The following is a 25,678-nucleotide window of genomic DNA, read 5'->3' as shown; positions in this document are numbered from 1 at the left end:
GACCGCCGTTCTCGAGCCGTTCAGTCGGTCCGGAGTGCCCTCAGAGGATCCTCAGGGCGTCCGTTCCGGGTCAGAAGGTGAGCTTCCAGCTGTTGATGTAGCCGCTGTCGACGCTGTACACGTCCTGCACCTTGAGCCGCCACGTGCCGTTCGCGACCTCGCTGGAGGCGTTGACCGTGTAGGTGGCGACCACGTTGGCCGCGGAGTCCGACCCGCTGGAGTTCTTCAGCCGGTAGGTGCTGCCGTCGGGGGCGACCAGGTCGATGACCAGGTCACCGCGGTAGGTGTGGACGATGTTGACGCCCACCTGCAGGGTGCTCGGGGCGTTGCCGGTACGTCCGGTCACCGCGATGTTGGAGTAGACCGCCGCGCCGTGGTCCGGGATCGAGACGTCGGTGGTGTTCTCGAAGACGTTGCCGCCACCACCGGTGGGGCTGATCGTCCAGTTGAACGTGGCCGAGCCGGTGGCGTTGGTGGAGTCCTTCGCCGTGACCGTCACGCTGTTGTTGCCGACCGTGGTCGGCGTGCCGGAGATCAGGCCGCTGGAGGCGTTGATCGACAGGCCGGCCGGCAGGCCGGTGGCCGTGTAGGTCAGCGCGCCGCCGTTGGTGCTGCTGGCCTGGATCTGCAGGCTCGCGGCGGTGTTCACGACGGTGTTCTGGTCGGCCGGCTTGGTGACGGTGACGCCACTGGTCGGCACCCGTGCGCCGACGCCGATGGCGGCCCAGGTGTTGGCGACCGTGTTCCACGTCGCGCTGCCGGATCCGTACAGGTCAGCAGCGGCCTGCAGGCTCTGGGTGCGGGCGGCCGCGTAGTTGGTGGTCGAGGTGAAGCGCTCGCTCAGCGCCTTGTACCAGACCTTCGAGGCGGCGTCCCGGCCGATGCCGGGGACCGGCAGGCTGTCGGCGGTCGGGCTGTTGTACGTGACGCCGTTGATGACCTTCGTTCCGCTGCCCTCGGAGAGCAGGTAGAAGAAGTGGTTCGCCGGGCCGGACGAGTAGTGCACGTCCAGGTTGCCGATGCCGGAGTACCAGTTGTCGGGCGACGTCCCGTCGCGCGAGGGCTTGTCCTGGTAGCGCAGCGGGGTGCCGTTGCCGTTGATGTTGATCTTCTCGCCGATGAGGTAGTCGCCGACGTCGCTGGCGTTGTTGGCGTAGAACTCGACCGAGGTGCCGAAGATGTCGGACGTCGCCTCGTTGAGGCCGCCGGACTCACCGCTGTAGTTGAGACCCGCGGTGGCGGCAGTGACGCCGTGGCTCATCTCGTGGCCCGCGACGTCGAGCGAGGTCAGCGGGTCGGCGTTGCCGCTGCCGTCGCCGTACGTCATGCAGAAGCAGCCGTCGTCCCAGAAGGCGTTGACGTAGGCGTTGCCGTAGTGCGTGCGGGAGTACGCGCCGACACCGTCGTTGCGTATGCCGTTGCGGCCCATCACGTTCTTGTAGAAGTCCCAGGTCTCCTGGGCGCCGTAGGCCGCGTCGACGCCCGCGGTCTCGGCATTGGACGTGGTGCCGTTGCCCCACGTGTCCGAGGACTTCGTGAAGAGGGTACCGGTGCCCGACGTGCCGTGGTTGAGGTTGTAGGTCTTGTGCCCGCCACGGGTGTTGTCGGTCATGCTGTACGTCGAGCCGGACAGCGTGGTGCCGAAGGTGACCTGGCCGCTGTACTGGCTGTTGCCGACGCCGGTCTCGATGCCCTGGTACTCGAAGAGCCGGGAACCGGTCTTGGCGTCGGTGATCACGTGCAGCTGGTTCGGGGTGCCGTCGTCCTGCAGTCCGCCGACGACGGACTCCCAGGCCAGTGTCGGCACGCCGGTGGCCGCCCAGACGACCTTGCGCGGGGAGCCGGCCAGGGCCGGGCTCTTCGCGCCGTCCGCCTTGGCCCGGCTGATCGCGAAGGACTTCGCGGAGTCGGCGGTCGTGGTGGCCGTGGTGCTCGACACCGCGATCTCGGCGTTGGTCGCCCGGTTGACGCTCGTGGTGGCGCCGGCCGGCGTGCTCGCCACGACCAGGTCGCCGCCCAGGACGGGCAGGCCGTCGTAGGTGCGCTGGTAGCGGGTGTGCACGGTGCCGTCGGCGTCCCGCAGAACGCTGGTCGGGATGAGCCGCTCCTTGGCGCCGAGCCGCAGTTCGCCCGCGGTGCGGGCGACATTGGCGTTGGCGTCGGCCAGCAGCGTCGCGCGCTGGGTGGCCGAGAGGGCGGCCGGCAGGGCGCCGGAACGGGGCTGAACGTGGGAAGCGCTCTGTGCGTCGGTGCCGGCCGCGGCGGTGCCCGAGGGCAGCGCTACGGCTAGCAGTGCGGCGGTGGCGGCGAGTGCGCCTGCCGCGACTGCCTTGCGGGGGGATCGTCTCACTACGGAACTCCTTCTGCGGCGGCCGCGGGGTCGGGCCGTGAACAGACGGGCAGGTGGGGTTGTGTGCTGCCCGGGTAGAGCGACGTGCGGGTGGGACGTGCGTGACCGCTGCTGCTGCACAGACCCGTGGTGCTGTTGGGGGAGTGCTGTACGGCGGCTGCGGGAAGAGTGCCACTGTTTACCGGTACATGTCATTGGGGTGGCGAAAACTTGGCCGATTTCCGTCCGTTGACCGATGCGCGGCGCCCGTTATACGGACGCCGCTGCGTCGAATCGCGGACCGGTCCGGTCGCGGCCAGGTCAGCGGGCCGGTACCGGGCCGCCCCGGTCAGACCAGGCTGTCCCGCCAGGCCTCGTGCAGATCCGCGAACCGGCCATGGTCCGCGATCAGTTCGGCGGGGGCCCCGTCCTCGACGATCCGGCCACCCTCCATGACCAGCACCCGGTCGGCGATCTCCACCGTCGAGAGCCGGTGCGCGATGATCACCGCGGTCCGGCCGCGCAGCACCGTGTCCATCGCGTGCTGCACCGCTCGTTCACCCGGCACGTCCAGCGAGGACGTCGCCTCGTCCAGGATGAGGACGGCGGGATCGGCGAGCAGCGCCCGCGCGAAGGCCACCAACTGCCGCTGGCCGGCGGAGATCCGGCCGCCGCGCTTGCGGACGTCCGTGTCGTAGCCGTCCGGCAGCGCGGAGATGAAGTCATGTGCTCCGATCGCTTTCGCGGCCCGCTCGACCTCCTCGCGTCCGGCATCGGGTCTGCCGATCGCGATGTTCTCAGCGACCGTCCCGGAGAACAAGAAGGCCTCCTGGGTCACCATCACGACTCCGCGTCGCAGCTCCGGAAGCGCGAGTTCCCGCAACGGGACGCCGTCCAGCGTGATCCGGCCGTCCGTCGGGTCGTAGAAGCGGGCCAGCAGCTTGGCGAGGGTGGACTTGCCGGCGCCGGTCGCCCCGACCACCGCCACCGTCTGCCCGGCCGGAATCCGCAGATCGAAGACCGGGAGGATCTCGCCGCCGGTGCGGTACGCGAAGCGCACGCCGTCGAAGAGCACCTCGCGGCCCGGCAGCTCGCCGCCGCGGCCGGGCAGCTCGCGGGGTTCCTCGGGTTCGGGCACCGAGGGGCGCTGCGCCAGCAGGCCGGCGATCTTCTCCAGCGACGCGGCGGCCGACTGGTACGAGTTGAGGAACATCCCGAGCCGGTCGATGGGGTCGTACAGCCGCCGCAGGTACAGCACGAACGCCGCCAGCACCCCCAGCGCCAGACCGCCGCCCGCCACCCGGTACGCGCCCCACACCACGATTCCGGAGATCGCCGCGTTGGCCATCAGCCGGGATCCGACGACATAGCGCGCCATCTCCAGGATCGCGTCCCCGTTGATCCGCTCATGGGTGCCGTTGAGCTCGGCGAAGTCCGCCTCGTTCGGCTTCTCGCGGCGGAACGCCTGGACCGGCCGGATGCCGTTCATCGTCTCGGTGAACTTCACGATCACCGCGGCGATGGCCGTGGACCGCTTGCGGTAGACGACCATCGAGCGCTTCTGGAAGGACCGGATCATCAGATACAGCGGGGCGCAGGAGAACAGCGCCGCCAGTCCCAGCTTCCAGTCCAGCCAGAGCAGGATCACCGAGATGTAGACCGACGACAGGACGACGCCGAGCAGCTCCTCCATGCCCTCGGTCAGCAGCTCGCGCAGCGATTCGACGTCCGAGGTGGCGCGCGCGATCAGCCGGCCCGAGGTGTAGCGCTCGTGGAAGTCCAGGCTGAGCGCCTGCGCGTGCCGGAAGATCCGGCCGCGCAGATCGATCAGCACATCCTGGCTCACCCGGGCCGCGACCCGGATGAACGCCCGTTGCAGCAGCCCGGAGGCCAGCGCGCAGCCCAGGTAGACGCAGGCGAGCAGGATCAGCGGGCCGTGCCGGCCGTCGCGCAGCGCCGGGATCGCCCGGTCGATGGCGTACGCCACCAGCAGCGGCCCGGCCTGCACGGCGGCCTGCTGCACCAGCAGCAGCACCGTCGCCACCCAGACCCGGCGGGTGTGCGGCGTCAGCAGCGACTTCAGCAGGGTGAGCTGCGCGCCCTTGGGGGAGGGGAGCACATCCTTCGTGAACGGGTCGTCCGGGGCCGGCGGCCGGATCGGGTCGTCCACGGCGCCGGCCGGCTCCTCCCCGGAACCGGCCTGCCCGGTCTGTTCGGCCACGGAGGTCATCGGGCCACGCTCCTCTCGCTGTCGCCGGACATCAGATGGCGGTACTCCGCGCTGTCGGTCAGCAGTTCGTGATGGGTGCCGACGGCGGTGATGCGGCCCTCGGACATCAGGGCGACGCGGTCGGCGAGCATGACCGTGGACGGCCGGTGCGCCACGACGAGCGCGGTGGTCTCCGCCAGGACCTCGCGCAGCGCGGCCTCGACGAGCGCCTCGGTGTGCACGTCCAGCGCGGACAGCGGGTCGTCCAGCACCAGGAAGGCCGGACTGCCGACGACGGCACGGGCCAGCGCGAGCCGCTGCCGCTGGCCGCCCGACAGGCTCAGCCCCTGCTCGCCGACCTGGGTGTCCAGACCGTGCGGCAGCCGGGCGACGAAGTCGCACTGGGCCGTCTCCAGCGCCCGCAGGACGGCGGCCTCGTCGGCGCCGCCCGGCCCCGCGCCCATCGCCACGTTCTCCCGCACGGTCGCGGAGAACAGCGTCGGCTCCTCGAAGGCGACCGCGACCAGTTCGCGCAGCCGCTCCCGGGACAGCGAGGCGATGTCGGCGCCGTCGAGCGTGATCCGGCCACCGGTGGCGTCGTGCAGCCGGGGGATCAGCGCGGTGAGCGTGGTCTTGCCGCAGCCGGTGGCGCCGACCAGCGCCATCGTCTCGCCGGGGCGGATGTGCAGATCGATGCCGTGCAGCAGGTCGGGGGTGTTCTCCGGCGCGTCCGGGTAACGGAAGCGGACGTCCTCGAACCGCACCCCGTCCAGGGCCCCGGCGGGCTCGGCGCCGAGGCCGGCGGCGTCGGCCTCCGCGGCGTCGATCGCCTCGAAGAACCGGTCGGCCGCCGTCGCCGACTCGTTGCTGATCGCCAGCAGGAAGCCGAGCGACTCCACCGGCCAGCGCAGCGCGAGCGCGGTGGTCAGGAACGCGACGAGGGTGCCGGCCGAGAGCTCGCCGTCGGACACCTGCATGATCCCGAGGATCAGCGCCGCGCCGATGGCGACCTCGGGCAGCGTCATGATCAGCGCCCAGATGTCCGCCAGCAACGTCGCCTTGTGCAGTTCGGTACTTCGCAGCCCGTGCGCCTTCGCCCGGAACGCCTCGGTCTGGCTGCGGTGCCGGCCGAACGCCTTGATGATCCGCACGCCGAGCACCGACTCCTCGACCACCGTGGCCAGGTCGCCGGCCTGGTCCTGCGCGGAGCGGGCGGCCAGCGAGTACCGGGCCTCGAACACCGAGCAGAGGATCACCAGCGGGACGATCGGCAGCAGCAGGACCAGCCCGAGCGTCCAGGCCTGGGAGAACAGGATCGCGAAGCCCAGCACGATCGCGGCGCCGTTCACCACCAGGAACACCAGCGGGAACGCCAGGAACATCCGCAGGATCTGCAGGTCCATCGTGGCGCGCGACAGCAACTGCCCGGAGGCCCAGCGGTCGTGGAAGGCGACGGGCAGCCGCTGCAGATGCCCGTACAGGGCGGAGCGCATCGACGCCTCGACGCTCGCCAGCGGCCGCGCCACCAGCCAGCGCCGCAGCCCGAACAGCCCGGCCTCCAGCAGGCCGAGGAGCAGCAACACGCCGCCGCCGAGCCACACCCCGGACGGGTCGTGGTCCGCGACCGGGCCGTCCACCATCCATTTCAGGACGAGCGGGATCAGCAGCGCCATGCTCGACGCGAGGACGGCCGCCACCGCGGAGCCGGCCAACCGGCCGCGGATGGGGCGTACATACGGCCACAGCCGCAGCAGGGAGCGGACGGCGGATCGGGGTCCGGGGGGCGCGGGGTCAGAAGTCGCTTCAGGCATCGATTCGACGATACGGGCGACCACCGACAGCGCTCATCCGGTTTTTCCGGCCGGTTGTGCCACCCGCCGCAGATTGCGGATCGCCGGCACCGACAACAGCGACACACAGACCACCAGGGACACCACGCTGCCCGCCAGCAGCACATGGCGCGCGCCGAACGCGGACGACGCCGGCCCGGACAGCGCCTGGCCCACCGGCAGCATCGCGACCGACCCGGCGACCTCGTAGGCGTGGATCCGGTTCAGGATCTCGCCGGGCACCTGGGTCTGCACGCTGGTCGCCCAGTTCACGCCCCAGTACGCCCAGGCGGAACCGGCGACGAAGATGCAGCCGCAGATGGCCGGTACCGGCAGGTGCAGACCGACGGACGCCGGGTACAGCGCGCTGCCGAAGAGGGCGGTGGCTCCCGCCCGCAGCGGGAAGTGCGACCGGAACCGCATCGCGAGCAGCGCACCGAGCGCGGTGCCCGCGCCCAGGCAGGAGTTGACCAGGCCGTACGCCTTCGGGCCGTGCGCCGGCAGGATCTCACCGGCCGTGAGCGGCGTCACCGGGCCCATCACCGTCACCATGAAGACCATCCAGATCACGATGACCGTCCACATCCAGGTGCGGCCCCGGAACTCCCGCCACCCCTCGACGAGATCGGCCCGGAAGGTACTGGTCTTCGGCCCGGTGGTCTCATGGGCGACCGGCGGCAGCCGGAGCAGGAACACACAGACCGCGCTCACCCCGAAGGTGACCGCGTCCACCGCGATCACGCCGCCCGCCGACGCGAACGCCACCAGCAGCCCGGCGACCGCGGGACCGGCCAGCGCCATCATCGACTCGGCGGTCCGCACCACCCCGTTGGCACCCTGCACATCGGTGGCGACCCGCGGCACCGTACTGGCCACGCCGGGCTGGAACATCGCCGCGGCGACCCCGTTGACGGCGGTGATCGCGCACACCTGCCACAGCACCACGTGGTCGGCGAAGAACAGACCGGCCAGCAGCGCCATCATGCCGAGCCGTACGAGGTCGGCGCCGATCATCAGCAGCCGGGCGTTGAACCGGTCCGCGATCACGCCGCCGAATATCACCAGCCCGGCGAAGCACCCCATGTACGACGCCATCACCAGCCCGATGGCACCGGCCCCGTACCCGTACTGCAGCAGCCCGGCGGCCATCGCCACCGGCAGCATGGAGTCGCCGAGCATGGCGACCGAGCGCGCGGTGAAGTACAGCCGGAAGTTGGCCGACCACAGCCCCGGGCCCTTCGCGGGCGCTGTGACGGACCCCGCCGCCGGCCCGGTCGGCGGATCGATGAGGAGAGGGTTCTCGCAGGGCTGTGGCGCGGAGGAGGTCACAGGGATCGAGTGTGGACTGGACCAATTCTCCGTGTCCAGGGGTTTCAGTGGCTGGACGTCCGTGGGGCCGGAGTGGTGGTGGCCGGGAGGGCGCGCAGCAGCAGGAGGGAGCGCCCCGGCACCGTCACCGAGCCGCCCGCCGGGTATCCGGTGCCCGGTGGCCGGGACTGGTCCTCGGCGGTGGTGTCGAGGAGGAGTTCGTAGGAGTCGGCCCAGGGGTGGCCGGGGAGGGCGAAGCGGGCGGGGCGGTGCGAGGCGTGGGCGATGATCAGGAAGCTGTCGTCGGTGATGGGGACGCCCTGGGCGTCGCGCTGCGGGATGTCGTCGCCGGAGAGGTACATGCCGATGGTGTGCGACGAGGCGAACCAGTCGTCGTCGGTCATCTCCTGGCCCCCGGCGGTGAACCAGGTGAGGTCGGGCAGCCCGCCGGGGGTCTGGGAGCGGCCGGAGAAGAACGCGCGGCGGCGCAGCACCGGGTGGGCGCGGCGCAGTGCGATGACACGCGCGGCCAGCGTGCTGAGCCCCCGCCAGTCGGGGTCGTCCAGCAGCGACCAGTCGATCCAGCTGATCTCGTTGTCCTGGCAGTACGCGTTGTTGTTGCCGCCCTGGGTGCGGCCCATCTCGTCACCGGCCACCAGCATGGGGACGCCGGTGGACAGCAGCAGCGTCGAGAGCAGGTTGCGCAGCTGCCGGCGGCGCAGGGTGTTGATCCCGGGGTCGGTGGTCGCGCCCTCGGCGCCGCAGTTCCAGGAGCGGTTGTCGTGGGTGCCGTCGTTGTTGTTCTCGCCGTTGGCCTCGTTGTGCTTGGACTCGTAGGAGACCAGGTCGCGCAGGGTGAAGCCGTCGTGCGCGGTGATGAAGTTGACCGAGGCGTACGGCCGCCGGCCGCCCCAGGCGTACAGGTCGCTGGAGCCGGAGAGCCGGTAGCCGAGGTCGCGTACGTCGTGCTGGGCGCCGCGCCAGAAGTCGCGCACCGCGTCCCGGTAGCGGTCGTTCCATTCCGTCCACAGCGGGGGGAACGCGCCGACCTGGTAGCCGCCCATCCCGACGTCCCACGGCTCGGCGATCAGTTTCACCCGCCGCAGGACCGGGTCCTGGGCGATGACGGCGAGGAACGGCGAGAGCATGTCGACGTCGTGCATCGAGCGGGCGAGCGCAGCGGCGAGGTCGAAGCGGAAGCCGTCGACGCCCATCTCCGTCACCCAGTAGCGCAGCGAGTCGGTGATGAGCCGCAGGACGTGCGGCTGCACGACGTGCAGGGTGTTGCCGCAGCCGGTGTAGTCGGCGTAGCGGCGCGGGTCGTCCTGCAGCCGGTAGTAGCCGCGGTTGTCGATCCCGCGCAGCGAGAGCGTCGGGCCCAGCTCACCGCCCTCGGCGGTGTGGTTGTAGACGACGTCCAGGATGACCTCGATACCGGCGGCGTGCAGGGCGCGCACCATCCGCTTGAACTCGCCGACCTGCTCACCGCGGGTGCCGCCGGCCGCGTAGCCGGAGTGCGGCGCGAAGTAGCCGATGGAGTTGTAGCCCCAGTAGTTCTTCAGCCCGGCCCGCTCCAGGTGCTCCTCATGGGCGAACTGGTGGACGGGCAGCAGCTCGACGGCGGTGACGCCCAGCCCGGTGAGGTGCTCGATCGCGGCCGGGTGCGCCAGCCCCGCGTAGGTGCCGCGCAGCTCCTCCGGTATGCCGGGATGGCGCTTGGTGAAGCCCTTGACGTGCAGTTCGTAGATGACGGAGTCGGACCACGGCGTCTTGGGACGGTGGTCGTCGGACCAGTCGTCGTCATCGTGGACGACGACGCCCTTGGGCACGAGCGGGGCCGAGTCCCGGTTGTCGCGGACGGTGTCGGCGATCTGCCGCTCCGGCCAGTCACGGACGTGCGCGTAGACCTCGGAGGGCAGCGTGAAGTCGCCGTCCACCGCGCGGGCGTACGGGTCCAGCAGCAGCTTGGCGGGATTCCAGCGGGCGCCGGTCCACGGGTCCCAGCGGCCGCTGACCCGGTAGCCGTAGCGCTGGCCGGGCAGCACGCCGGGCACGAAGCCGTGCCAGATCTCGTGCGTCAGCTCGGTGAGCGGCGCCCGGGTCTCGGTGCCGTCCGCCTCGAAGAGGCACAGCTCCACGGATTCGGCGCCGCCCGCCCACAGCGCGAAGTTGGTGCCCGGCCGGCCGTCGGGGCCGGTGCGGAAGCGCGCGCCGAGCGGTTCGGAACTGCCGGGCCAGACCGTACGGGGCGCGCTCCCGGGCTCGGGGCCGCCTGCCGCCCCGGGGTCCGGGGTCGTCCCCGGAGCCTGCTCCTGAGCGGGCCCGGGGACGGCCGGCGGAGGGCTCGTCCGCAGGCCGTTCGGCCGGGGGACCGCCTCAACGGCCTCCATGGCCTCGTGCTCGCGTGTCTCTGACACGTGCTCGCCTCCCGCGGCTCGACAGGATCCAGCCGTACGCGACCGCGGCCACGGTACGGCGGAACCCCACGCGTCCCACTAAAGCCCTGGCCGGGCGCGGCCCTTCCCGGCGTCCCGTGCCGGGTCGGTGCCGTCTCCTCCTACCATTCCTTCCCCTCCGGACGCGTGCAGTCACCCGTGTGATCGGTGTCGTCCCTGTTGCCCTGCTGTTCCCGTACACATGGGCGGTGACACGTTTCCCCGGGGGTGCCGCTCTCGTTGACCCTGCGTGACGAATGTGGTGAGGCGCGCCCTGCGCGCCGGGGCGGGACTGGTAGGAGCGGTAGTACTCGGCGGGCTCCTCGCCGGATGCGGGGCGGGAGGCGGTGGCGACGTCGGCAGCAGGAGCGACGACGCCGCCCCGAGGGACGTCGTCCCGCAGGTGTCGGAAGCGGTCATCAGCATCACGCCGGACGACGCGGCGCACGATGTGCTGCCCGACGGGCAGCTGCGGGTCGGAGTGGAGAAGGGCGAGTTGACGCAGGTCAAGGTGGCCGACGCCGAGGGCGTACCGGTCCCCGGCACCCTCGCCGCGGACCACAGCGGCTGGCTGCCCACGGGCAAGCTGGCGCTCTCCACCCAGTACACGGTGGACGCCTACGCGGTGGACGGCCAGGGCCGCCGGGCCGCCAAGCACGCCGTGTTCACGACGCTGGTGCCCAAGCACAAGTTCATCGGCTTCTACACACCCGAGGCCGGATCCACCGTCGGTACCGGCATGATCATCACCATCAACTTCAACCGGCCGGTCACCGACCGTGCGGCGGTCGAGCGGGCGATCACCGTCCACGCGAAGCCCGCGGTGGACGTGGCCCCGCACTGGTTCGGCAGCCGGCGCCTCGACCTGCGCCCCAGGAAGCACTGGCGGGCCGGCACCGAGGTGACCATGTCGCTGCGGCTCAAGGATGTCGAGGGCGCCGACGGCATGTACGGCACCCAGTCCAAGGACGTCCGGTTCACCATCGGCCGCGACCAGACCAGCACCGTCGACGCGGACGCGCACACCATGACCGTGCGGCGCGAGGGCCAGTTGTTCAAGACGCTGCCGATCTCGGCCGGCAGCCCGGGGCACCCCACGTACCAGGGCACGATGGTGATCGCCGAGAAGTTCGCCCTCACCCGGATGAACGGCCAGACGGTCGGTTTCGGTGGGGAGTACGACATTCCGGATGTTCCGCACGCCATGCGCCTCACCCGCTCCGGGACGTTCCTGCACGGCAACTACTGGGCCGCGCCCGGGACCTTCGGCGTCACCAACACCAGCCACGGCTGTGTCGGGCTCGCCGATGTGAAGGGCGGCCGCTCGACGACGCCGGCGGGCTGGCTCTTCGAGCACTCGCTCGTCGGCGACACCGTCGAGGTGATCAACTCCCACGACCGCACGGTCGCGGCGGACAACGGCATGGGCGGCTGGAACCTCAGCTGGCAGGAGTGGCGCGCGGGTTCCGCCGCGTCCCTCGACTCCGCCGCGTCCCCGGAATCCGGCTCCAACCCCTGACGCGGCGCTCCCCGCGGTCCCTTCCGGGCCCGGTCCGCCCCCGGTCGACCACCGGGTGGGGGCCGGGCCCGGAGTCCGTTCCGGAAGCGGTTCCGGGGCCGGATCCTGCCTCGTGGCGCGTTCACAGCCGACTGGGACGGAATGGTGACATTCCCGTGTCACCGGGCCTACCTTGCGTGTGATTATCTGTCGTTTGCGTGAGCGGTATTACGCGCAGAAGCCCCAGCGGCTCTGCAGCGGCCACGCACCGGGGGGTCAGGGTCGGATCGGCCGGGCAGAATCGCTACCAGGGGTGCCGTAGCTGGGCATTCCGGACGCGTGGGCGGGCGGCCGTGTGAGGGGAGCAGAAAGTTGAAGCCGATACAGGCGGCGCCGGGCGCCAGGCAGACGTTGCTGGCACTGGCGCTGGGGGCGCTGCTGTTGATGACCACCGCATGCGGTGGCGGCGGCACGAACACCGGCAGCACCGGCGGTGCCGGTGGTAACAAGCCGGCCGGTGCGCAGGCCGGCACGAGCGCCGACACCAAGGCCTCGGCGGCGGTGGTCACCATCACGCCGAAGGACGGCGCGAACAACGTGGCCACCAGTGGCGCGTTGAAGGTGACGGCCGCGAGCGGCAAGCTCACCTCGGTCATCGTCAAGGACGACAAGGGCACGTCGGTCAAGGGCGAGACAGCCGCGGACGGTGCCAGCTGGGCGCCGGACGAGCACCTGGGCACCTCCACCAAGTACACGGTGGACGCGATCGCCAAGGACGCCGACGGCCGTGAGTCCGCCAAGCACGCGGTGTTCACCACGATCACGCCGAAGGATTCCTTCGTCGGCTTCTACACGCCGGAGGACGGCCAGACCGTCGGCGTCGGCATGGAGGTCTCGCTCAACTTCAACCGGGCGATCACCAACAAGAAGGCCGTCGAGGCGGCCGTCCAGGTCACCGCTTCTCCGTCCGTCCCCGTCAAGGGCCACTGGTACGGCAACCAGCGTCTGGACCTGCGCCCCGAGCAGTACTGGGCGGCGGGCACCAAGGTGACGCTGAGCCTGCGGCTGGACGGCGTCGAAGGCGCCCCCGGCGTCTATGGCAAGCAGTCCAAGGACGTGAAGTTCGCCATCGGCCGCAGCCAGGTCAGCGTGGTCGACGCCGCGAAGCACACCATGACGGTCAGCCGTAACGGCTCGGTGATCCGCACCATTCCGATCAGCTCGGGCGCCCCGGCGCACACCACGTACAACGGCAAGATGGTGATGACCGAGAAGTACGACGTGACCCGGATGAACGGCGACACGGTCGGCTTCGGCGGCGAGTACGACATCAAGGACGTACCGCACGCCATCCGCCTGACCAACTCGGGCACCTTCATCCACGGCAACTACTGGGCGGCCAAGTCGATCTTCGGCAACTCCAACACCAGCCACGGCTGTGTGGGGCTGTCCGACACCCGCGGTGCCGGTGACCCGTCCACCCCGGCCGCCTGGTTCTACAACCAGTCGATCGTGGGCGACGTCGTCCAGGTGATCAACTCCAAGGACAAGACGGTGCAGTGGTACAACGGCCTCAACGGCTGGAACCTCTCCTGGAGCGAGTGGACCAGCTGACCCGCTGACCAGTCGATGTGACCTCCGTCGCCGGGCGGGCCTGTTCTTCGGGCCCGCCCGGCGAAGTAGTCTCCGGACCATGACTGTGAGCCTCGAAGTCGCCGAAGGCGTCGGCACGATCCGCATCGACCGCCCGCCGATGAACGCACTGGACATCGCCACCCAGGACCGGCTGAAGGTGGTCGCGGAGGAGGCGGGGCGGCGCGACGACGTACGCGCCGTGATCGTCTGGGGCGGGGAGAAGGTGTTCGCCGCCGGCGCGGACATCAAGGAGATGCAGGCCATGTCCTACGAGGGCATGGTCGACCGCTCGCGCGCCCTCCAGGAGTCGTTCACCGCGGTCGCCCGCATCCCCAAGCCGGTGGTCGCCGCGATCACCGGCTACGCGCTGGGCGGCGGCTGCGAACTGGCGCTCTGCGCCGACATCCGCGTCGCGGCGGAGAACGCCAAGCTGGGCCAGCCGGAGATTCTGCTCGGTCTGATCCCGGGCGCCGGCGGCACCCAGCGGCTGAGCCGCCTGGTGGGTCCCTCCCGGGCCAAGGACCTGATCTTCACCGGCCGGATGGTGAAGGCCGAGGAGGCGCTGGCCATCGGCCTGGTCGACAAGGTCGTGCCCGCCGAGCAGGTCTACGCCGAGGCGCGCGCCTGGGCGGAACGCCTCGCCCGCGGCCCGGCGTACGCGCTGCGCGCGGCCAAGGAAGCGATCGACGGCGGTCTGGAGACCGACCTGGAGACCGGGCTGACCATCGAACGCACCCTGTTCGCCGGTCTGTTCGCGACGGCCGACCGCGAGACGGGCATGCGCAGCTTCGTCGAGGACGGACCGGGCAAGGCGAAGTTCCGTTAGTCCTGTCGTGCCGACGGGTCGGCCGAGGGTCCGCCGTGGACCCTCGGCCGGCCCATCACCCCTCTTTCGAGGGCCTGTTGACGTTGGGCCGACCGGGTGGGCCGACCTTAACGCAGTCTTAAGCGAACCTTAAAGAATCCCTGCCCTCAGTAGCCTGTAGCTGATCGTCAACGACTCATCACTGCAGGTCATCACGGCTTCTCGAGGGCGATCATTGTCCATGGCATATGCCTGAACACGCTTATGGAACCCCTCATTCCGGTCGGCCAATTCCCCCGGATCCACCCCGAACCGCCTCCTGTGCGGCCATGATGAACGCATGGCGGGCCGGGGAGCATCCGAGCAACCGCAGCGGGTGAGCATCGCCGCTGCGGCGTGGCCGTCGGCGGCCGCCGACGAGGCCGCTGCCAAAGCCCTCGATCTGGTCGGGGATCCGTCGGTGGAAGAGGTCCGGCTGACCTCGCGCCCCGAATCCGCCTCGACCGCGCGCCGGCTCTCCGTCTCGGTGCTGCGCCGGTGGTCGCTTCCGCAGCTCTCCGACACCGTCGAGTTACTGGTCTCGGAACTCGTCGGCAACGCCGTCCGGCACACCGGCGCCCGCACCTTCGGGATCCGGATGCTGCACCGCCGCGGCTGGATCCGCGTCGAGGTCCGCGATCCCTCGCGGGCGCTGCCCTGTCTGCTGCCGGTCCGCGAGCTCGACATCAGCGGCCGCGGCCTCTTCCTCGTCGACAAGCTCTCCGACCGCTGGGGCGTCGACCTCCAGCCACGCGGCAAGACGACGTGGTTCGAACTGCGCGTCCTGGACCGCTGAGCGCCCGTTCTCCGCCACAACGCGAAGAAGCCCTCCGGTGTCGCAGTGCGACACAGGGAGGGCCTCTTCGTACCGCCGCGGAGCAAGGGGGGTGTGGTCCGCGGCGCCTTGGGAACGGCTCAGCCCGGGTCAGTGGGGGCCGTTGGCACCGACTCTGACACAGGGGGTACGGAGCAGGCAAACCCACATATCGGACATTAGCTAATATTCTTCATCAATCACTTGCGTATAAGGGAGTGAACTGCGCCACTTGCCTTGTAAATAGCGGATAAGCAGTGTATCGATCTTGCATTCGAACGATTCGCTATGCAGTGGAGCGTATGGGCCGCGCGCCCATCAAGGGAGCCGCCGCCGCGCGCAGCTCGTCGCTCAGCGGGCTGGGGCGCAGGGTGGCCGGGTCCAGCTTGACCTGGGCGCGGCGTCCCGACGCGTGCACCACCTGGTGGTCGGCGGACAGCACGTGGAAGCCGTAGACGATGCTGGTGCGGCCCAGGTGCTCGATCCAGATGTGCACGGCCCCGTCGCCCGCGCCCAGGATCGGCGCCAGGTACTCGATGCGGAACTCGCGCACCGCGAGGAAGGTGTCGTCGTACTCGGTGCGGTCGGCGGTGTACGACCAGCCCCGGTCGACCCAGTAGGCGGTGATCGCGCGCTCGACGAACAGGGCGTAGCGGGCGTTGTGGACCATTCCCAGGGCGTCGAGATCGTCGAAGTGGATCTGGACGGGGAAGATCTGTGCGGCCGGTGCCTCTTGGGTGGCCGGTGGCTGGGCGGTGGTCGTCATGTCTCAGCTCTCCGGGAGGATCGAAGGGTCGGTGCAGCAGGATCTGAGCCGTTCCAGGACGGCCCGGTGCGCCTGGGCGAGGACGGTGGCCCGGTCCATGAGCCGGGAGCGGGTGACGACGGCCTCGCCGAGCGCGTCGATCTCGAACGTCAGCTGCGCGGCGTCCACGTCCGCCCGCAGCTCGCCGAGGGCGATCGCCTCCTCGACGAGGTCCTGGATGTGCCGCACCCAGTCGACGATCGACTGCGCGACGCGGTCGCGCACCGCGCCCGGCCGGTCGTCGAACTCCGTCTGCACCGCGGCGAAGAAGCAGCCGCCGGGCAGTACGTCCTCGGCGTAGAAGGCCAGCCGTGCCTCGTGCAGCGCGAGCAGCCGCCGCACGCCGGCCGGCGCGTCCTGCGCCGGCCGCATCACGAGCGCGCCCCACTGCTTGCGGGCCCGGTCGATCACGTCGAGCTGGAGCTGCTCCTTGTCCCGCCAGTGTGTGAACAGTCCGGACTTGCTCACCCCGAGCGCTCCGGACAGCCGTGCCAGCGAGAGTCCGTCCAGTCCGTCCACCGAGGCGAGCGCCACGGCCGTGTCCAGCACGGCTTGCCGCGTGCGCTCTCCGCGTACGCGTCTGCCGTCGGGCCGCTCGCTGTCTGCCATGGCCTCACCGTAACAGAAAGACGACCGACCGGTCGCACTTATTGTTGGGCCCGGAAACCCCGATAATCTGAGCCCGACCATCAGGCACAGAGAAGGGGCGGGTCACGTGGCGGACATCGAGGCAGCGAAGAGGGCATTCGACCGGTATGACCTCGACAAGGACGGTCAGATCACCGCGGCCGAGTACAAGAAGGTCATGGCCGAGCTCGGGGACTTCCACACCACCGAGTCGGTCGCCCAGGCCGTGATCAACGCCGACGACACCGACGGTGACGGGCAGCTCTCGTGGGACGAGTTCTGGGCCAAGCTGCAGGGCTGACGCACAGAAGTGGGGCCCGGCACCATGACCGGTGCCGGGCCCCACTCGTTCCTGTTCCTGCCGCGAGGGCGGGTCTCGCTCAGACGATGTCGTAGAAGCCTTCACCGTCCATGTACCGCGCCGACAGGATGTTGTGCATGACGACGCTCTCGGTCTCGTGCACGAGGTACACGCGCATCGGGTACGTCCAGTCGTCGATCGAGCGGTGGATCTCGTCGCCGGGGTGCACGTTCAGCGTGATGTCGTGGAAGCTCTCCAGCCCGCGGAGCTCGGCCATCTTCGGATAGCCGACGAGCTTGCCGGCCGCCGGCGAGACCATGTTGACGATCCCGGCGTGCCGGGCGAGTTCATATCCGGCTTCCCAGCGCTCCAGGAAGCGCTCGGGGTCGACGTACGCGTCCACGGTCCAGTCCAGCTGGCTCTCGCCGATCGCGCCCTTGGCCGGCACATGCACGTCCGCACCGCAGATCCGGGCGGCGCTCTCGACCAGCCGCGGGCCCTGCGGCGTCAGCTTGAGCTCGGTGTGCGCGGGACCGTTGCGCACCCCCAGGGCGTCCAGGACCAGGCAGTTGTACTCGACCAGCGCGTCCTGCTCCACGCCATGACGGGGCATCAGCTGGGCGCCGGCCGCCATGTCGTGCACCCCGTTGGCGCCGAGGTGGTGCATCTTCCAGATGTCCGTGACGTGGTGCTTCCCGTCCAGGCTCACGGTGTTCACGATGTACTCGCTGCCGACCAGGTACTCCTGCGCCAGCACCGCGTGGTTGTGCAGCTCCAGCGCGCTCTCGGAGCCGAGCAGCGCCTCGAACGCGGCGCGCACCTGGTCCGCGTCGTCGCAGAAGAAGATGCCGTCGCTTCCCGCGCTCTTCAACGGCTTCAGCACGACCCGGCCTTCGGCCTCGCTGTGCCAGGCGAGCAGCGTGTCGAGGTCGGTGGCCAGGATCTGGCCGGTGCCCGGCACCCCGGCCTCCTTGACCGTCTCCATCATGCGGAACTTGTCCCGGCGGGACGGGCTCAGCGCCGTGCCGTTCGTCCGCAGGCCGAGCGCCTCGCTGAGCACGTCCGCGACCTCGACCCCGCTCTCGATGCCCGCCAGCAGACTGACCGGCGCGTGCGCGGCGAGGGCCGCGACCGTCGCGGCGACATCCCCCGCGTGCACGATGTTGGCGGTGAAGTCCGAGGCCCGGAAGCTCTTCTCGTACACCATCGGAATCGCCGGGGTGCTCTGGACGTGGACGCATTCATAGCCGCGCGCCTGGAAGAGCGGGGCAAGGGATCGTGCGCTCGAATACGCGTCGACGATGACGACCACGCGGGGAGCGGCGGGCTTGACGGTCATTCTTACCTCACCAATGGGCGATCCGGCAGGACGGACGGGGCGACGCGGGCTGGTCACTCGATTCCCAGGGCGGACATCATCGGGCGCAGCTTCGCGCAGGACTCCGCGTACTCCGCCTCGGGATCGGAGTCGGCCACGATGCCGCAGCCGGCGTACAGCGAGGCGGAGGGGCCGTCGACCAGGGCGGACCGGATGGTGACCGCGAACTGGCCCTGCCCGGAGCCGTCGGCCCAGCCGACCACTCCCGCGTACCAGCTCCGGTCCAGCCCCTCGTTGTCGGAGAGCCAGCTCAGCGACTCCTTGCGGGGGTGGCCGCCGAGGGCCGGGGTCGGGTGGAGACGGTCGACGAAGTCCAGGATTCCCGCGGTGGAGTCCGCGGCCAGCTCGCCGCGGACCTTCGTGGACAGATGCTGGACGTTGGCGAGCTTGACCACGCTCGGCTCCGCGTCGGAGGCGACATTGACGCACGAGTCCCGCAGCGCGTCGCGGAGCATCTGCACCACGACGTCGTGCTCGTGCTGGATCTTGGCGCTGCCGGCCAGTTCGAGGGCGAGAGCCGCGTCCTGTTCCGGGGTGAGCCCGCGGGGCGCCGTACCGGCCAGTCCCAGCGCGTGCACCGCCCGGCGGTTGACCCGTACGAGGTATTCGGGGGTCGCGCCGAGGAAGGTGTACTCCTCGTGGTCCACCGCGAAGACGGTGGTGCCGGGATAGGCGCTGCGCAGCCGGTTCACCGCGGTCGGCACGTCGAACGGGCTGGAAGCTGTGACCCGCAGCTCGCGCGCCAGCACCACCTTCTCGAAGTCGCCGTCCCGGATCCGGCCGGTCGCGCGGCGGACCAGGCCCTTCCAGTGGTCGGCGTCGGGCAACTCGGCGCTGGTGTGCGTCCGTTCGTCCGCGTACGCCAGTTTCCGGGCTTCGGCGGCGGCTTCGGGCGGAAGGCAGAGGTCGGCGAGGTGGAGCAGGCCGTTGGCCACCTGCTCGGGGTCGCTGTCGTGCAACAGAACGGCGTTCAGGCGCAGTTCGGCCGGACCGGGCCGGTCGGCGGCGGCCTGGTCGGGCACCGTGCCACGGATCTGCAGGGCGGGCACCCACATCAGGGCGTCCGGAAGGCGTCCCTTCTCCGGGGCGTTCTCGGGGCTGAAGGCGAAACCGCCGATGGCCAGCGGGCCTTCGCCCGTGGGCAGTTCGGCGACCGCCGTTCCGCCGGTGACGAGGTCCCGGGTCAGCGCCTGCCATCCGTCGCGGACGGACGCGACACGGTTCTCGCCCCGTCCCCGCAGATCGCGCGCCGATCCGATCGCGACGACGGATCCGCGGTCCCATGCCGACTGCCACAGGAACGAACGCGGCGTACCGCGACGGGCACGGCTCCAGATGGCGACGGGGTCGGCGAGGGTGAGCGGTTTGGCCCAGCTGACGAGGACCAGACGCTGGCTGCGGCGGGCCTGGTCGAGGGCGCGCCGGCAGGTGGCGAGGAGGCTGTCCCGGTCGGCGCGGTCGAGCAACGCGACGGGTCGTTCACGGGTGACCACTGGTGCGGCAGCGGAGGTCATGCCTAGTACACCCCTTCGACAGCGGTCTGGCCGCCGGCCACGGTGAGCGGCCTGATGTCGGCCAGCCCGTCCTGGGGGTACTTCGCGGTGGGCGCGATGCGCAGTACGGAGTCGCGCTCCAGCGTCCAGGGCAGCAGCAGGTCCCGGGAGACGAGGCTGATCTTCGCCTGCCCGCGCTCGCCGTGGGCCACGGAGGTGCCGGTGTTCTCGGGGTCCACCACCTTGACCCGGCTGAACGGGTGGAAGGGGATGAAGACACAGCGTTCGTCGTCCCGTTCGCCGTCCCGCGGGCGCTGCGGGGCGATGCCCATCATGGTGTTGCCGTACAGGCCGACCACGGCGGCATCGGGGAAGAGCTCGTCCTCGAAGACCCGGAGCGTCTCGGGGCTCACGCTGGTGCCGGCCCAGATGATGCCGCGCACCTTCCGCTGCACCAGATCCAGCAGCTTCTCGTCGGCGGCCAGCGCTTCGAGCACCGGCGGGGTGGCGAAGAGGACGGAGACGGGCTGGGTGGAGAGGATGTCCTGGGCCTGCGCCAGGATGTGCTTCACATAGCGGGCGGCCTCATCGGTCCTGCCCTGCTTGACGCTGTTCTTGACCCAGCGCGGGTCGAAGTCGATGTAGTGGCAGAACGTGCCGCGCATTTGCGCCAGCAGCCCGATGGAACGGCCGACGATGTGCGGTCCGGTGGGGCCGAGATGCAGCCAGTGGCCCTCGCCCTCGCCCGGGACCTTGTGATCGGCGAGCACCTCGCTCACCCAGTGGACACCGTTGCGGCGCGACCGCGATTCCACGATGCGTTTGGGCCGTCCCGTGGTGCCCCCGCTGTCGAAGACCTGGAAGTCCCAGCCCTCCCTGCCGATCCCGGCGGGGACCAGCGCGTCGACCGGGACGTCCTTCCACTCGTCGCTGACGTCCGGGAAGAGGTCGAGGTCGTCCCAGGTGTGGACGTCGGTGAGCGGATTGAAGTCCAGCTCGGCCGCGCGCTTCACCCAGTACGGCGAGCCGGTGGCGGGGGAGAAGTGCCACTGCATCGCGGCGTGGATGAAGTCCTCAGGCGCGAGATCGGCGGTTAACGGGTCGACGATGTGCTCGGACATGCGGTGTCTCCAAGGAAGGTGGGGATCAGACCCGGGCGAGGGAGTGGGTGAGGGCCGGCGACAGGGTGCGCCCCACGGCCTCCACGACCGGCTTGAGCCGGCCCATGAGGGTGCCGAACTGCTCACCGCTGAGGGCCTGGGCGCCGTCGCACATCGCGTTCGAGGCGTCCGTGTGGACATCGACGATCAGTCCGTCGGCGCCGCACGCGGCCGCCGCCAGGGACATCGGCGCGACGAGGTGCGGCTTGCCCGTGCTGTGGCTCGGGTCGACGATCACCGGCAGATGGGTGAGCCGCTTGGCCTCGGCCACCGCACTGAGGTCCAGGGTGAACCGGGTGCCGCGCTCGAAGCTGCGGATACCGCGCTCGCACAGGACGACGTCGCTGTTCCCCATGTGCAGCACGTACTCGGCCGCGAGCAGCCACTCCTCGATGGTGGCGGACATCCCGCGCTTGAGGAGGACGGGCCGGCCGGAGGCTCCCGCCTCGCGCAGCAGCTCGAAGTTCTGCATGTTGCGCGCACCGATCTGGAGCATGTCGCTCTCCTCGGCGACGGATTCCACGTCTCCCGGGGTCACGACCTCGGTGACGACCGGCAGGCCGGTCCGCTTCCGCTGCTCGGCGAGGAGGGTCAGCCCCGCGAGTCCCAGCCCCTGGAAGCTGTACGGGGAGGTCCGGGGCTTGAACGCGCCGCCGCGCAGCATGACGGCGCCACTCGCGACGACCGAGTCCACCACGGCGTTCATCTGCGCCGGGCTCTCGACCGCGCAGGGACCGGCGATGACGGCGAATCCGGTGCCGCCGAACACCGCTCCGCCGGCGGAGCCGAGCGTCACCTGGGTGTCCTCGGGACGGAACACCCGGCTGGTCAACCGCTGCGATCCGGACACCACGACCACCCGGTCGACGCCGGGCGCCTTCTCCAGAACCGTTGCCAGATCAGGCCCGTCGGTTCCTTCTGTGATGAGCACTGTGACGCCCGCCACAGTGCTGGATATCGGAATCAGGCCACTGCCCCGAAGTAATTCATTTACGGATTCAACTTGTTCGCGGGCAGCCTGCGGACTCATTACCACAATCATGGGAGTGCCTTCCAAGGGACTGTCGGGAGTGCTCCGATGGAGCTCAGGGGGAGTGCCACCCAGTCGTGGTCGTGGCATCGCTTTTCACTGAGACTCGTCCCCCCGGAAAGATCTTCTTCCGGACAGTAACCCAGAAGTGAAGGGATTGCCAAGCGTATTCTTCCTGTGCTGTCATCGCCGTGCCGTCCTCAGGCAGGGCGGATGCCGTTGGCCGAAAGATGTTTCGTTGGCCGAAACCGAACAACATGAACAGCGGGGGTACGACATGAAGATGGTCGATATCAGCCAGGGTTGGTACGAGGGAATGCCTTCCTATAACGCCTCGTGGTATCCGAAGTTTGGTATACGCAAGGCGATGACCCCGGAGACCGACCCGGCCGGCGGCGGCCGGACCTTCTCGGATCTGCAGATTTTCCCGCACAACGGAACCCATGTGGAATCCGGATTCCACTTCTACGAGGACGGCGCGAAAATCGACGAGGTCCCGCTGGAGACCTTCGTCGGCCGGGTGGTCATCGCGGACCTTTCCGGCCACCGTGACCTCGACCCCGTCACCGGCGACGAACTGGAGAAGGCGGTCCGCGACGTATGGCAGGCCGGCGACCGTCTGCTGATCCGTACCGACCACCCGAACCGGTACCTGGGGCGTGAGGACTACTGGGACAAGCCGCCCTATCTCACCCTGTCCTCGGCGGACTGGATGGTCGACAACGACGTCCGGCTCGTCGGCATGGACTGCATCACGGAGCGGCCGGACGACCGCAGCGGGCAGGTGCACCGGCGGCTGCTGGCCGCCAACATCCCGATCCTGGAGAACATCCAGAACCTCGACCAGATCGACAACCAGGTCGCCCAGCTGATGGCGCTTCCCATCAAGATTTCCGGCGTGGAAGCCGCCCCGGCCCGCGCCGTGGTGTTCGACGGATGGCCGGTCTGACCCCCTCGGCGGAACACTCACACAAGGGGGTCCACATGGCTGGAAATCAGACAGCCGTTTCTCTGAAAGAAGCCGGGAACCAAACAGCCGCCGCCATCGACGAAGGCCTCGAAGCGGCGCTGGATCTGCTCGGTGATCCATTACCGGACACCGGCAGAGGCGACCGTGTCGTCATCAAGCCAAACACGATCCAGCGAAAACCGGGTTTTCGGACAGGCTCGTGTCTGCGGCCGGAACTGCTGCCGGCGCGGGCTATACGCGCGTCCGCGCGCGGTGCTGAAGTTCGCATTGCCGGGTGCACCCCGGTGCACCAGGAACTACCGCGCGAAAGCCAGTTCCACAAGTGCGCTCCGGTGGCCGGTTCCGCCGGCCCGCCGTTACGCATTGTGCAGGTTTGCAGCGCAAGATCGTTGCGGGCGCTGAACGCCGTTCCCGATATCGTCACCGAGGGTGATTTCTTCTCGCGTCCCCTTTCCCGGCCGGTACCCGAGGAGTTGGTCTGACGTGTTGTCCATACCCGTGCTCCGCGACGGGGAGGAGCGGAGCTCCCGCGACACGCGTGTGCTGCACGGCGTGAACGGCGCTCCCCTTGCCACCGTCCATGAAGCACCCGCCCTGGTGACCAGGCTCACCGTCAAACGCATGCGCGAAGCACCGCGGATGACGTCGGACGAGCGCCTCGCGGTGCTCGCCGACGCGGGCCGCCGGTTCGCCGGGGCCACCCTGGGCGGACAGACCCCGGAGGAGTACTGCCGTATCCAGGCACTCGTCTCCGGTGTGCCCATCAGCGTGGCCCGCCAGACCCTCGGCCGGATGCAGAACGACTGCGGGCTGCTCGGCGACGTCGTCGCGCGGCAGTCCCCGGTCGGCGCAGGCCGCACCGCCCGCTGGGTGCGCCGCGGTTCCGTCTTCGGTGTCGTGGCCCCCAGCAACCACCCGGCCACCCACGGAGCCTGGCTCCAGGCCGTGGCGCTGGGGTACCGGGTCGTGGTGCGCCCTGGCACCCGTGACCCCGTCACCCCGCTGCGCCTGGTCCGGGCGTTGCTGGAGGCAGGTCTCGATCCCGGCTGGATCAGCCTGCTGCCCGGGTCGCACGCCGCCGCCGACGCTCTCGTGGACGCGGCCGATCTGGCCCTGGTCTACGGCAGCGAGGCCACGGTGGCCCGGCTGCGCGGCAACGACCGGGTGCTGGTCCGCGGTCCCGGCCGGAGCAAGATCCTCGTGGACGGTCCGGTCGACGAGGCGGTCCTGGACCATCTCGTCGCCGAGATCTCCGCGGACGGCGGGGTGCGGTGCACCAACACCACCGCGGTCCTCACCTCGGGCGACCACCGTGCCCTGGCCGAGGCGTTGGCCGAAAGACTGGCCTCGCTGCCGGCCCTTCCGGTCACCGACGAGGGGGCCGTCCTTCCCGTCCGTCCTCGCAAGGAGGCGGCGGGCCTGCGGGCGGCCCTCGACCGGGCGGCACAGGGCGCCGTCGATCTGACGGAGCGGTACTACGAGGCGGACGGCGGTCCGGTGACCGTCGTCGACGAGGACGCCGCGGCCCTGCGGCCCGCGGTGATGTGCGTGGACCGGTCCGACCACCCGGGGCTCGGCACGGAACTGCCGTTCCCCTGCGTATGGGTGGCGCCCTGGCAGCCGTCGGAGGGCATCGGCCCGCTGGACGACTCCCTGGCCCTGACCCTCCTCACCGACAACGCGGCGCTCGTCGACGAAGCCCTGGACACCCCCGGCATCCGCACGGTCCTGCACGGCAGGGTCCCGGGCTGGTACCGGGATCCGTATCTGCCGCACGACGGGTACATCGGGCAGTTCCTCAAGGAGGCCCGTGGTTTCGCCGGGTCGTGAAACCAGCGGTGCCCCGACCGACCGCTCCCAGGTCATTCAGAAGATAGTGAGGTGATGGACATGTCTGCTGCCTGTCCCGACATCCCGATCGTCGTCCTTCCCGAGAACAACGTGGTGCGCGGCCGCACCAGCCCGGCCGCACCGGTCGGTACCGCCCTGACCACGGCCACCGACGCGTTGATGCGTCTGCACGGCGAACTGCTGAACCCGGCGGGAGCCGGCGACGCGGTCCGCAAGGCGATGGACGCGGCGGTCGAGGAGACCGACCGGCTCGCCGTCGAGGCCATGGTCGTCCCGATGGACGCCGCGGCGCTGAAGCCGATCGTTCCCAACCACGAGTACTTCGGGGTCCGCACGGCGCCGGTCGACGACGCCCGGCTCGTCTCGGAAGTGACGACGATCATCGCGCGGACGCTCCGCGATCTGCGCGACGCGCGGCTGGATCTGAACGATCAGGCCTACGAGGTCCACGCCATGGCCAAGATCCTGGAGGGCCTGGCGCCGCGCGACGCCGCGGCGCCCTCCGGCGGGACCCCCACGGGGGGCCGGAGCCCGTACGTTCCGGGCAACGACGAGCTGACGCGGTGGGTCATCACCCACCACTTCTACTTCGTGCTCAACCTCGCGGCGGCCGAGGCCGTCTCCCGGGCGGCCGCCGGGCTGGTGGACGGGGACCGCGACGCAGCCTTCGACGCCCTCCAGGAGGCGATCGCCTATGTCCGCGGCTTCACCGCGGCCATGATCCACTCCGGGGACATGTCGGCTCCGTGCTACGACGCGAAGGTCCGCCCGACCATGCAACCGCCGGCCGTGCCGGTGGCACTCACCGGCCGGACGCAGCCCGAGCACAAGGCGTTCCGCAAAGCCATGCGGAACCTCGTCAAGGTCTCCGCGCAACCCTTCGCCGAACTGGCGGCGACCGACCCCGAACTGGCGCTCGCCCGCGACGCGTTGCTCGAGGCCGATCTGCAGGACATCGAGCGGCACATCAGCGTGACGGCCGGTCTGGTCGGTGACGACCGCTCGATCGTCCAGGGCGAGGCGTCGGCCGAGAGCGCGGTCGGCGTGCTGCGCACCATGCGGCACTCCCGGGCGGAGCTGTACCGCGACCTGATGAGGTTCGGTGACCCGGTGACCCTCATCGGGGCCTGAACGACGCAGAGTTGACCGGGCGGTCCGGCCG

At 70.2% G+C, this 25,678-nt stretch carries 20 protein-coding genes; 9 read left to right on the top strand and 11 right to left on the bottom strand.

Annotation, left to right across the window (positions count from 1 at the left end; all coding sequences use genetic code 11):
* Nucleotides 1-70 precede the first annotated feature (70 nt).
* The 5 genes from O3W51_RS09025 to glgX form a co-directional block, all read right to left on the bottom strand.
* Nucleotides 71-2,350, bottom strand: coding sequence for a M4 family metallopeptidase (locus O3W51_RS09025; protein WP_244809439.1), 2,280 nt, complete (start codon nucleotides 2,348-2,350; stop codon nucleotides 71-73).
* A 328-nt stretch (nucleotides 2,351-2,678) separates the two neighbouring features.
* Complete coding sequence (locus tag O3W51_RS09020; RefSeq protein WP_138354890.1) at nucleotides 2,679-4,559, bottom strand: ABC transporter ATP-binding protein; 1,881 nt, start codon at nucleotides 4,557-4,559, stop codon at nucleotides 2,679-2,681.
* Nucleotides 4,556-6,349: an ABC transporter ATP-binding protein gene (locus O3W51_RS09015; RefSeq protein ID WP_269285091.1), complete on the bottom strand. Its 1,794-nt coding sequence runs from the start codon at nucleotides 6,347-6,349 to the stop codon at nucleotides 4,556-4,558. The genes O3W51_RS09020 and O3W51_RS09015 overlap by 4 nt, the downstream gene beginning before the upstream one ends.
* Nucleotides 6,350-6,382: 33 nt before the next feature.
* Nucleotides 6,383-7,696 carry an MFS transporter gene (locus O3W51_RS09010; protein ID WP_381586248.1) on the bottom strand — a complete coding sequence of 438 codons (1,314 nt, stop codon included), beginning with the start codon at nucleotides 7,694-7,696 and terminating at the stop codon, nucleotides 6,383-6,385.
* 44 nt (nucleotides 7,697-7,740) lie between these two features.
* Complete coding sequence (gene glgX, locus O3W51_RS09005; protein ID WP_381586249.1) at nucleotides 7,741-10,092, bottom strand: glycogen debranching protein GlgX; 2,352 nt, start codon at nucleotides 10,090-10,092, stop codon at nucleotides 7,741-7,743.
* A gap of 268 nt (nucleotides 10,093-10,360) precedes the next feature.
* Here glgX and O3W51_RS09000 point away from each other — a divergent pair, with 268 nt between their 5' ends.
* From O3W51_RS09000 to O3W51_RS08985, 4 genes are all read left to right on the top strand, one after another.
* Nucleotides 10,361-11,629: a L,D-transpeptidase gene (locus O3W51_RS09000; protein WP_138354892.1), complete on the top strand. Its 1,269-nt coding sequence runs from the start codon at nucleotides 10,361-10,363 to the stop codon at nucleotides 11,627-11,629.
* A gap of 318 nt (nucleotides 11,630-11,947) precedes the next feature.
* The gene (locus O3W51_RS08995; protein ID WP_443048258.1) at nucleotides 11,948-13,222 is read left to right on the top strand and encodes a L,D-transpeptidase; all 1,275 of its coding nucleotides are present in this window, start codon (nucleotides 11,948-11,950) and stop codon (nucleotides 13,220-13,222) included.
* A gap of 79 nt (nucleotides 13,223-13,301) precedes the next feature.
* Nucleotides 13,302-14,069, top strand: a complete 768-nt coding sequence (locus O3W51_RS08990) for an enoyl-CoA hydratase/isomerase family protein (protein WP_138354893.1) — start codon at nucleotides 13,302-13,304, stop codon at nucleotides 14,067-14,069.
* A 319-nt stretch (nucleotides 14,070-14,388) separates the two neighbouring features.
* On the top strand, nucleotides 14,389-14,883 hold the full coding sequence (locus O3W51_RS08985) for an ATP-binding protein (RefSeq protein WP_138354894.1): 495 nt from the start codon (nucleotides 14,389-14,391) through the stop codon (nucleotides 14,881-14,883).
* Between the two features lie 304 nt (nucleotides 14,884-15,187).
* Here the strand turns inward: O3W51_RS08985 and O3W51_RS08980 are convergent, their stop codons facing one another.
* Complete coding sequence (locus tag O3W51_RS08980) at nucleotides 15,188-15,667, bottom strand: acyl-CoA thioesterase (protein WP_138354895.1); 480 nt, start codon at nucleotides 15,665-15,667, stop codon at nucleotides 15,188-15,190.
* A 3-nt stretch (nucleotides 15,668-15,670) separates the two neighbouring features.
* On the bottom strand, nucleotides 15,671-16,315 hold the full coding sequence (locus O3W51_RS08975; protein ID WP_198357685.1) for a TetR/AcrR family transcriptional regulator: 645 nt from the start codon (nucleotides 16,313-16,315) through the stop codon (nucleotides 15,671-15,673).
* Between the two features lie 106 nt (nucleotides 16,316-16,421).
* On the opposite strand from O3W51_RS08975, the gene O3W51_RS08970 reads away from it, so the two are divergent.
* A complete protein-coding gene (locus tag O3W51_RS08970; RefSeq protein ID WP_138354897.1) occupies nucleotides 16,422-16,634 on the top strand; it encodes an EF-hand domain-containing protein in 213 nt (70 codons plus the stop codon).
* A 79-nt stretch (nucleotides 16,635-16,713) separates the two neighbouring features.
* Here O3W51_RS08970 and O3W51_RS08965 read toward each other — a convergent pair whose 3' ends face one another.
* Genes O3W51_RS08965 through aroF form a run of 4 tightly spaced genes read right to left on the bottom strand, consistent with a single transcriptional unit; the run spans nucleotide 16,714 to nucleotide 21,695 of the window.
* A complete protein-coding gene (locus O3W51_RS08965) occupies nucleotides 16,714-17,973 on the bottom strand; it encodes an ATP-grasp domain-containing protein (RefSeq protein ID WP_164296628.1) in 1,260 nt (419 codons plus the stop codon).
* Between the two features lie 53 nt (nucleotides 17,974-18,026).
* A complete protein-coding gene (locus O3W51_RS08960) occupies nucleotides 18,027-19,526 on the bottom strand; it encodes an isochorismate synthase (protein WP_198357687.1) in 1,500 nt (499 codons plus the stop codon).
* A 2-nt stretch (nucleotides 19,527-19,528) separates the two neighbouring features.
* Nucleotides 19,529-20,626 carry an AMP-binding protein gene (locus tag O3W51_RS08955; RefSeq protein ID WP_138354900.1) on the bottom strand — a complete coding sequence of 366 codons (1,098 nt, stop codon included), beginning with the start codon at nucleotides 20,624-20,626 and terminating at the stop codon, nucleotides 19,529-19,531.
* 25 nt (nucleotides 20,627-20,651) lie between these two features.
* Nucleotides 20,652-21,695, bottom strand: a complete 1,044-nt coding sequence (aroF, locus tag O3W51_RS08950; RefSeq protein WP_269285077.1) for a 3-deoxy-7-phosphoheptulonate synthase — start codon at nucleotides 21,693-21,695, stop codon at nucleotides 20,652-20,654.
* Between the two features lie 277 nt (nucleotides 21,696-21,972).
* On the opposite strand from aroF, the gene O3W51_RS08945 reads away from it, so the two are divergent.
* Genes O3W51_RS08945 through O3W51_RS08930 form a run of 4 tightly spaced genes read left to right on the top strand, consistent with a single transcriptional unit; the run spans nucleotide 21,973 to nucleotide 25,647 of the window.
* Nucleotides 21,973-22,644, top strand: coding sequence for a cyclase family protein (locus tag O3W51_RS08945; RefSeq protein WP_138354946.1), 672 nt, complete (start codon nucleotides 21,973-21,975; stop codon nucleotides 22,642-22,644).
* 35 nt (nucleotides 22,645-22,679) lie between these two features.
* The gene (locus O3W51_RS08940) at nucleotides 22,680-23,147 is read left to right on the top strand and encodes a hypothetical protein (RefSeq protein WP_269285073.1); all 468 of its coding nucleotides are present in this window, start codon (nucleotides 22,680-22,682) and stop codon (nucleotides 23,145-23,147) included.
* A 1-nt stretch (nucleotide 23,148) separates the two neighbouring features.
* The gene (locus O3W51_RS08935) at nucleotides 23,149-24,495 is read left to right on the top strand and encodes an aldehyde dehydrogenase family protein (RefSeq protein WP_198357689.1); all 1,347 of its coding nucleotides are present in this window, start codon (nucleotides 23,149-23,151) and stop codon (nucleotides 24,493-24,495) included.
* A 60-nt stretch (nucleotides 24,496-24,555) separates the two neighbouring features.
* Nucleotides 24,556-25,647, top strand: coding sequence for a hypothetical protein (locus O3W51_RS08930; RefSeq protein WP_138354904.1), 1,092 nt, complete (start codon nucleotides 24,556-24,558; stop codon nucleotides 25,645-25,647).
* Nucleotides 25,648-25,678 lie beyond the last annotated feature (31 nt).

Origin of the sequence: Streptomyces sp. H39-C1, assembly GCF_027158125.1 — a bacterium.
Taxonomy (GTDB): domain Bacteria; phylum Actinomycetota; class Actinomycetes; order Streptomycetales; family Streptomycetaceae; genus Actinacidiphila; species Actinacidiphila fildesensis.
Note: the sequence above shows the minus strand (reverse complement) of the source record. Positions and strands in the feature narration are given on the sequence as shown.

What these genes read in the sequence shown, in the direction of transcription:
- O3W51_RS09020 (WP_138354890.1), bottom strand. Translation starts at nt 4,559, where the DNA reads ATGACCTCCGTGGCCGAACAGACCGGGCAGGCCGGTTCCGGGGAGGAG.
- O3W51_RS09015 (WP_269285091.1), bottom strand. Translation starts at nt 6,349, where the DNA reads ATGCCTGAAGCGACTTCTGACCCCGCGCCCCCCGGACCCCGATCCGCC.
- O3W51_RS08990 (WP_138354893.1), top strand. Translation starts at nt 13,302, where the DNA reads ATGACTGTGAGCCTCGAAGTCGCCGAAGGCGTCGGCACGATCCGCATC.
- O3W51_RS08985 (WP_138354894.1), top strand. Translation starts at nt 14,389, where the DNA reads ATGGCGGGCCGGGGAGCATCCGAGCAACCGCAGCGGGTGAGCATCGCC.
- O3W51_RS08980 (WP_138354895.1), bottom strand. Translation starts at nt 15,667, where the DNA reads ATGACGACCACCGCCCAGCCACCGGCCACCCAAGAGGCACCGGCCGCA.
- O3W51_RS08975 (WP_198357685.1), bottom strand. Translation starts at nt 16,315, where the DNA reads ATGGCAGACAGCGAGCGGCCCGACGGCAGACGCGTACGCGGAGAGCGC.
- O3W51_RS08965 (WP_164296628.1), bottom strand. Translation starts at nt 17,973, where the DNA reads ATGACCGTCAAGCCCGCCGCTCCCCGCGTGGTCGTCATCGTCGACGCG.
- O3W51_RS08960 (WP_198357687.1), bottom strand. Translation starts at nt 19,526, where the DNA reads ATGACCTCCGCTGCCGCACCAGTGGTCACCCGTGAACGACCCGTCGCG.
- O3W51_RS08955 (WP_138354900.1), bottom strand. Translation starts at nt 20,626, where the DNA reads ATGTCCGAGCACATCGTCGACCCGTTAACCGCCGATCTCGCGCCTGAG.
- aroF (WP_269285077.1), bottom strand. Translation starts at nt 21,695, where the DNA reads ATGAGTCCGCAGGCTGCCCGCGAACAAGTTGAATCCGTAAATGAATTA.
- O3W51_RS08945 (WP_138354946.1), top strand. Translation starts at nt 21,973, where the DNA reads ATGAAGATGGTCGATATCAGCCAGGGTTGGTACGAGGGAATGCCTTCC.
- O3W51_RS08940 (WP_269285073.1), top strand. Translation starts at nt 22,680, where the DNA reads ATGGCTGGAAATCAGACAGCCGTTTCTCTGAAAGAAGCCGGGAACCAA.
- O3W51_RS08930 (WP_138354904.1), top strand. Translation starts at nt 24,556, where the DNA reads ATGTCTGCTGCCTGTCCCGACATCCCGATCGTCGTCCTTCCCGAGAAC.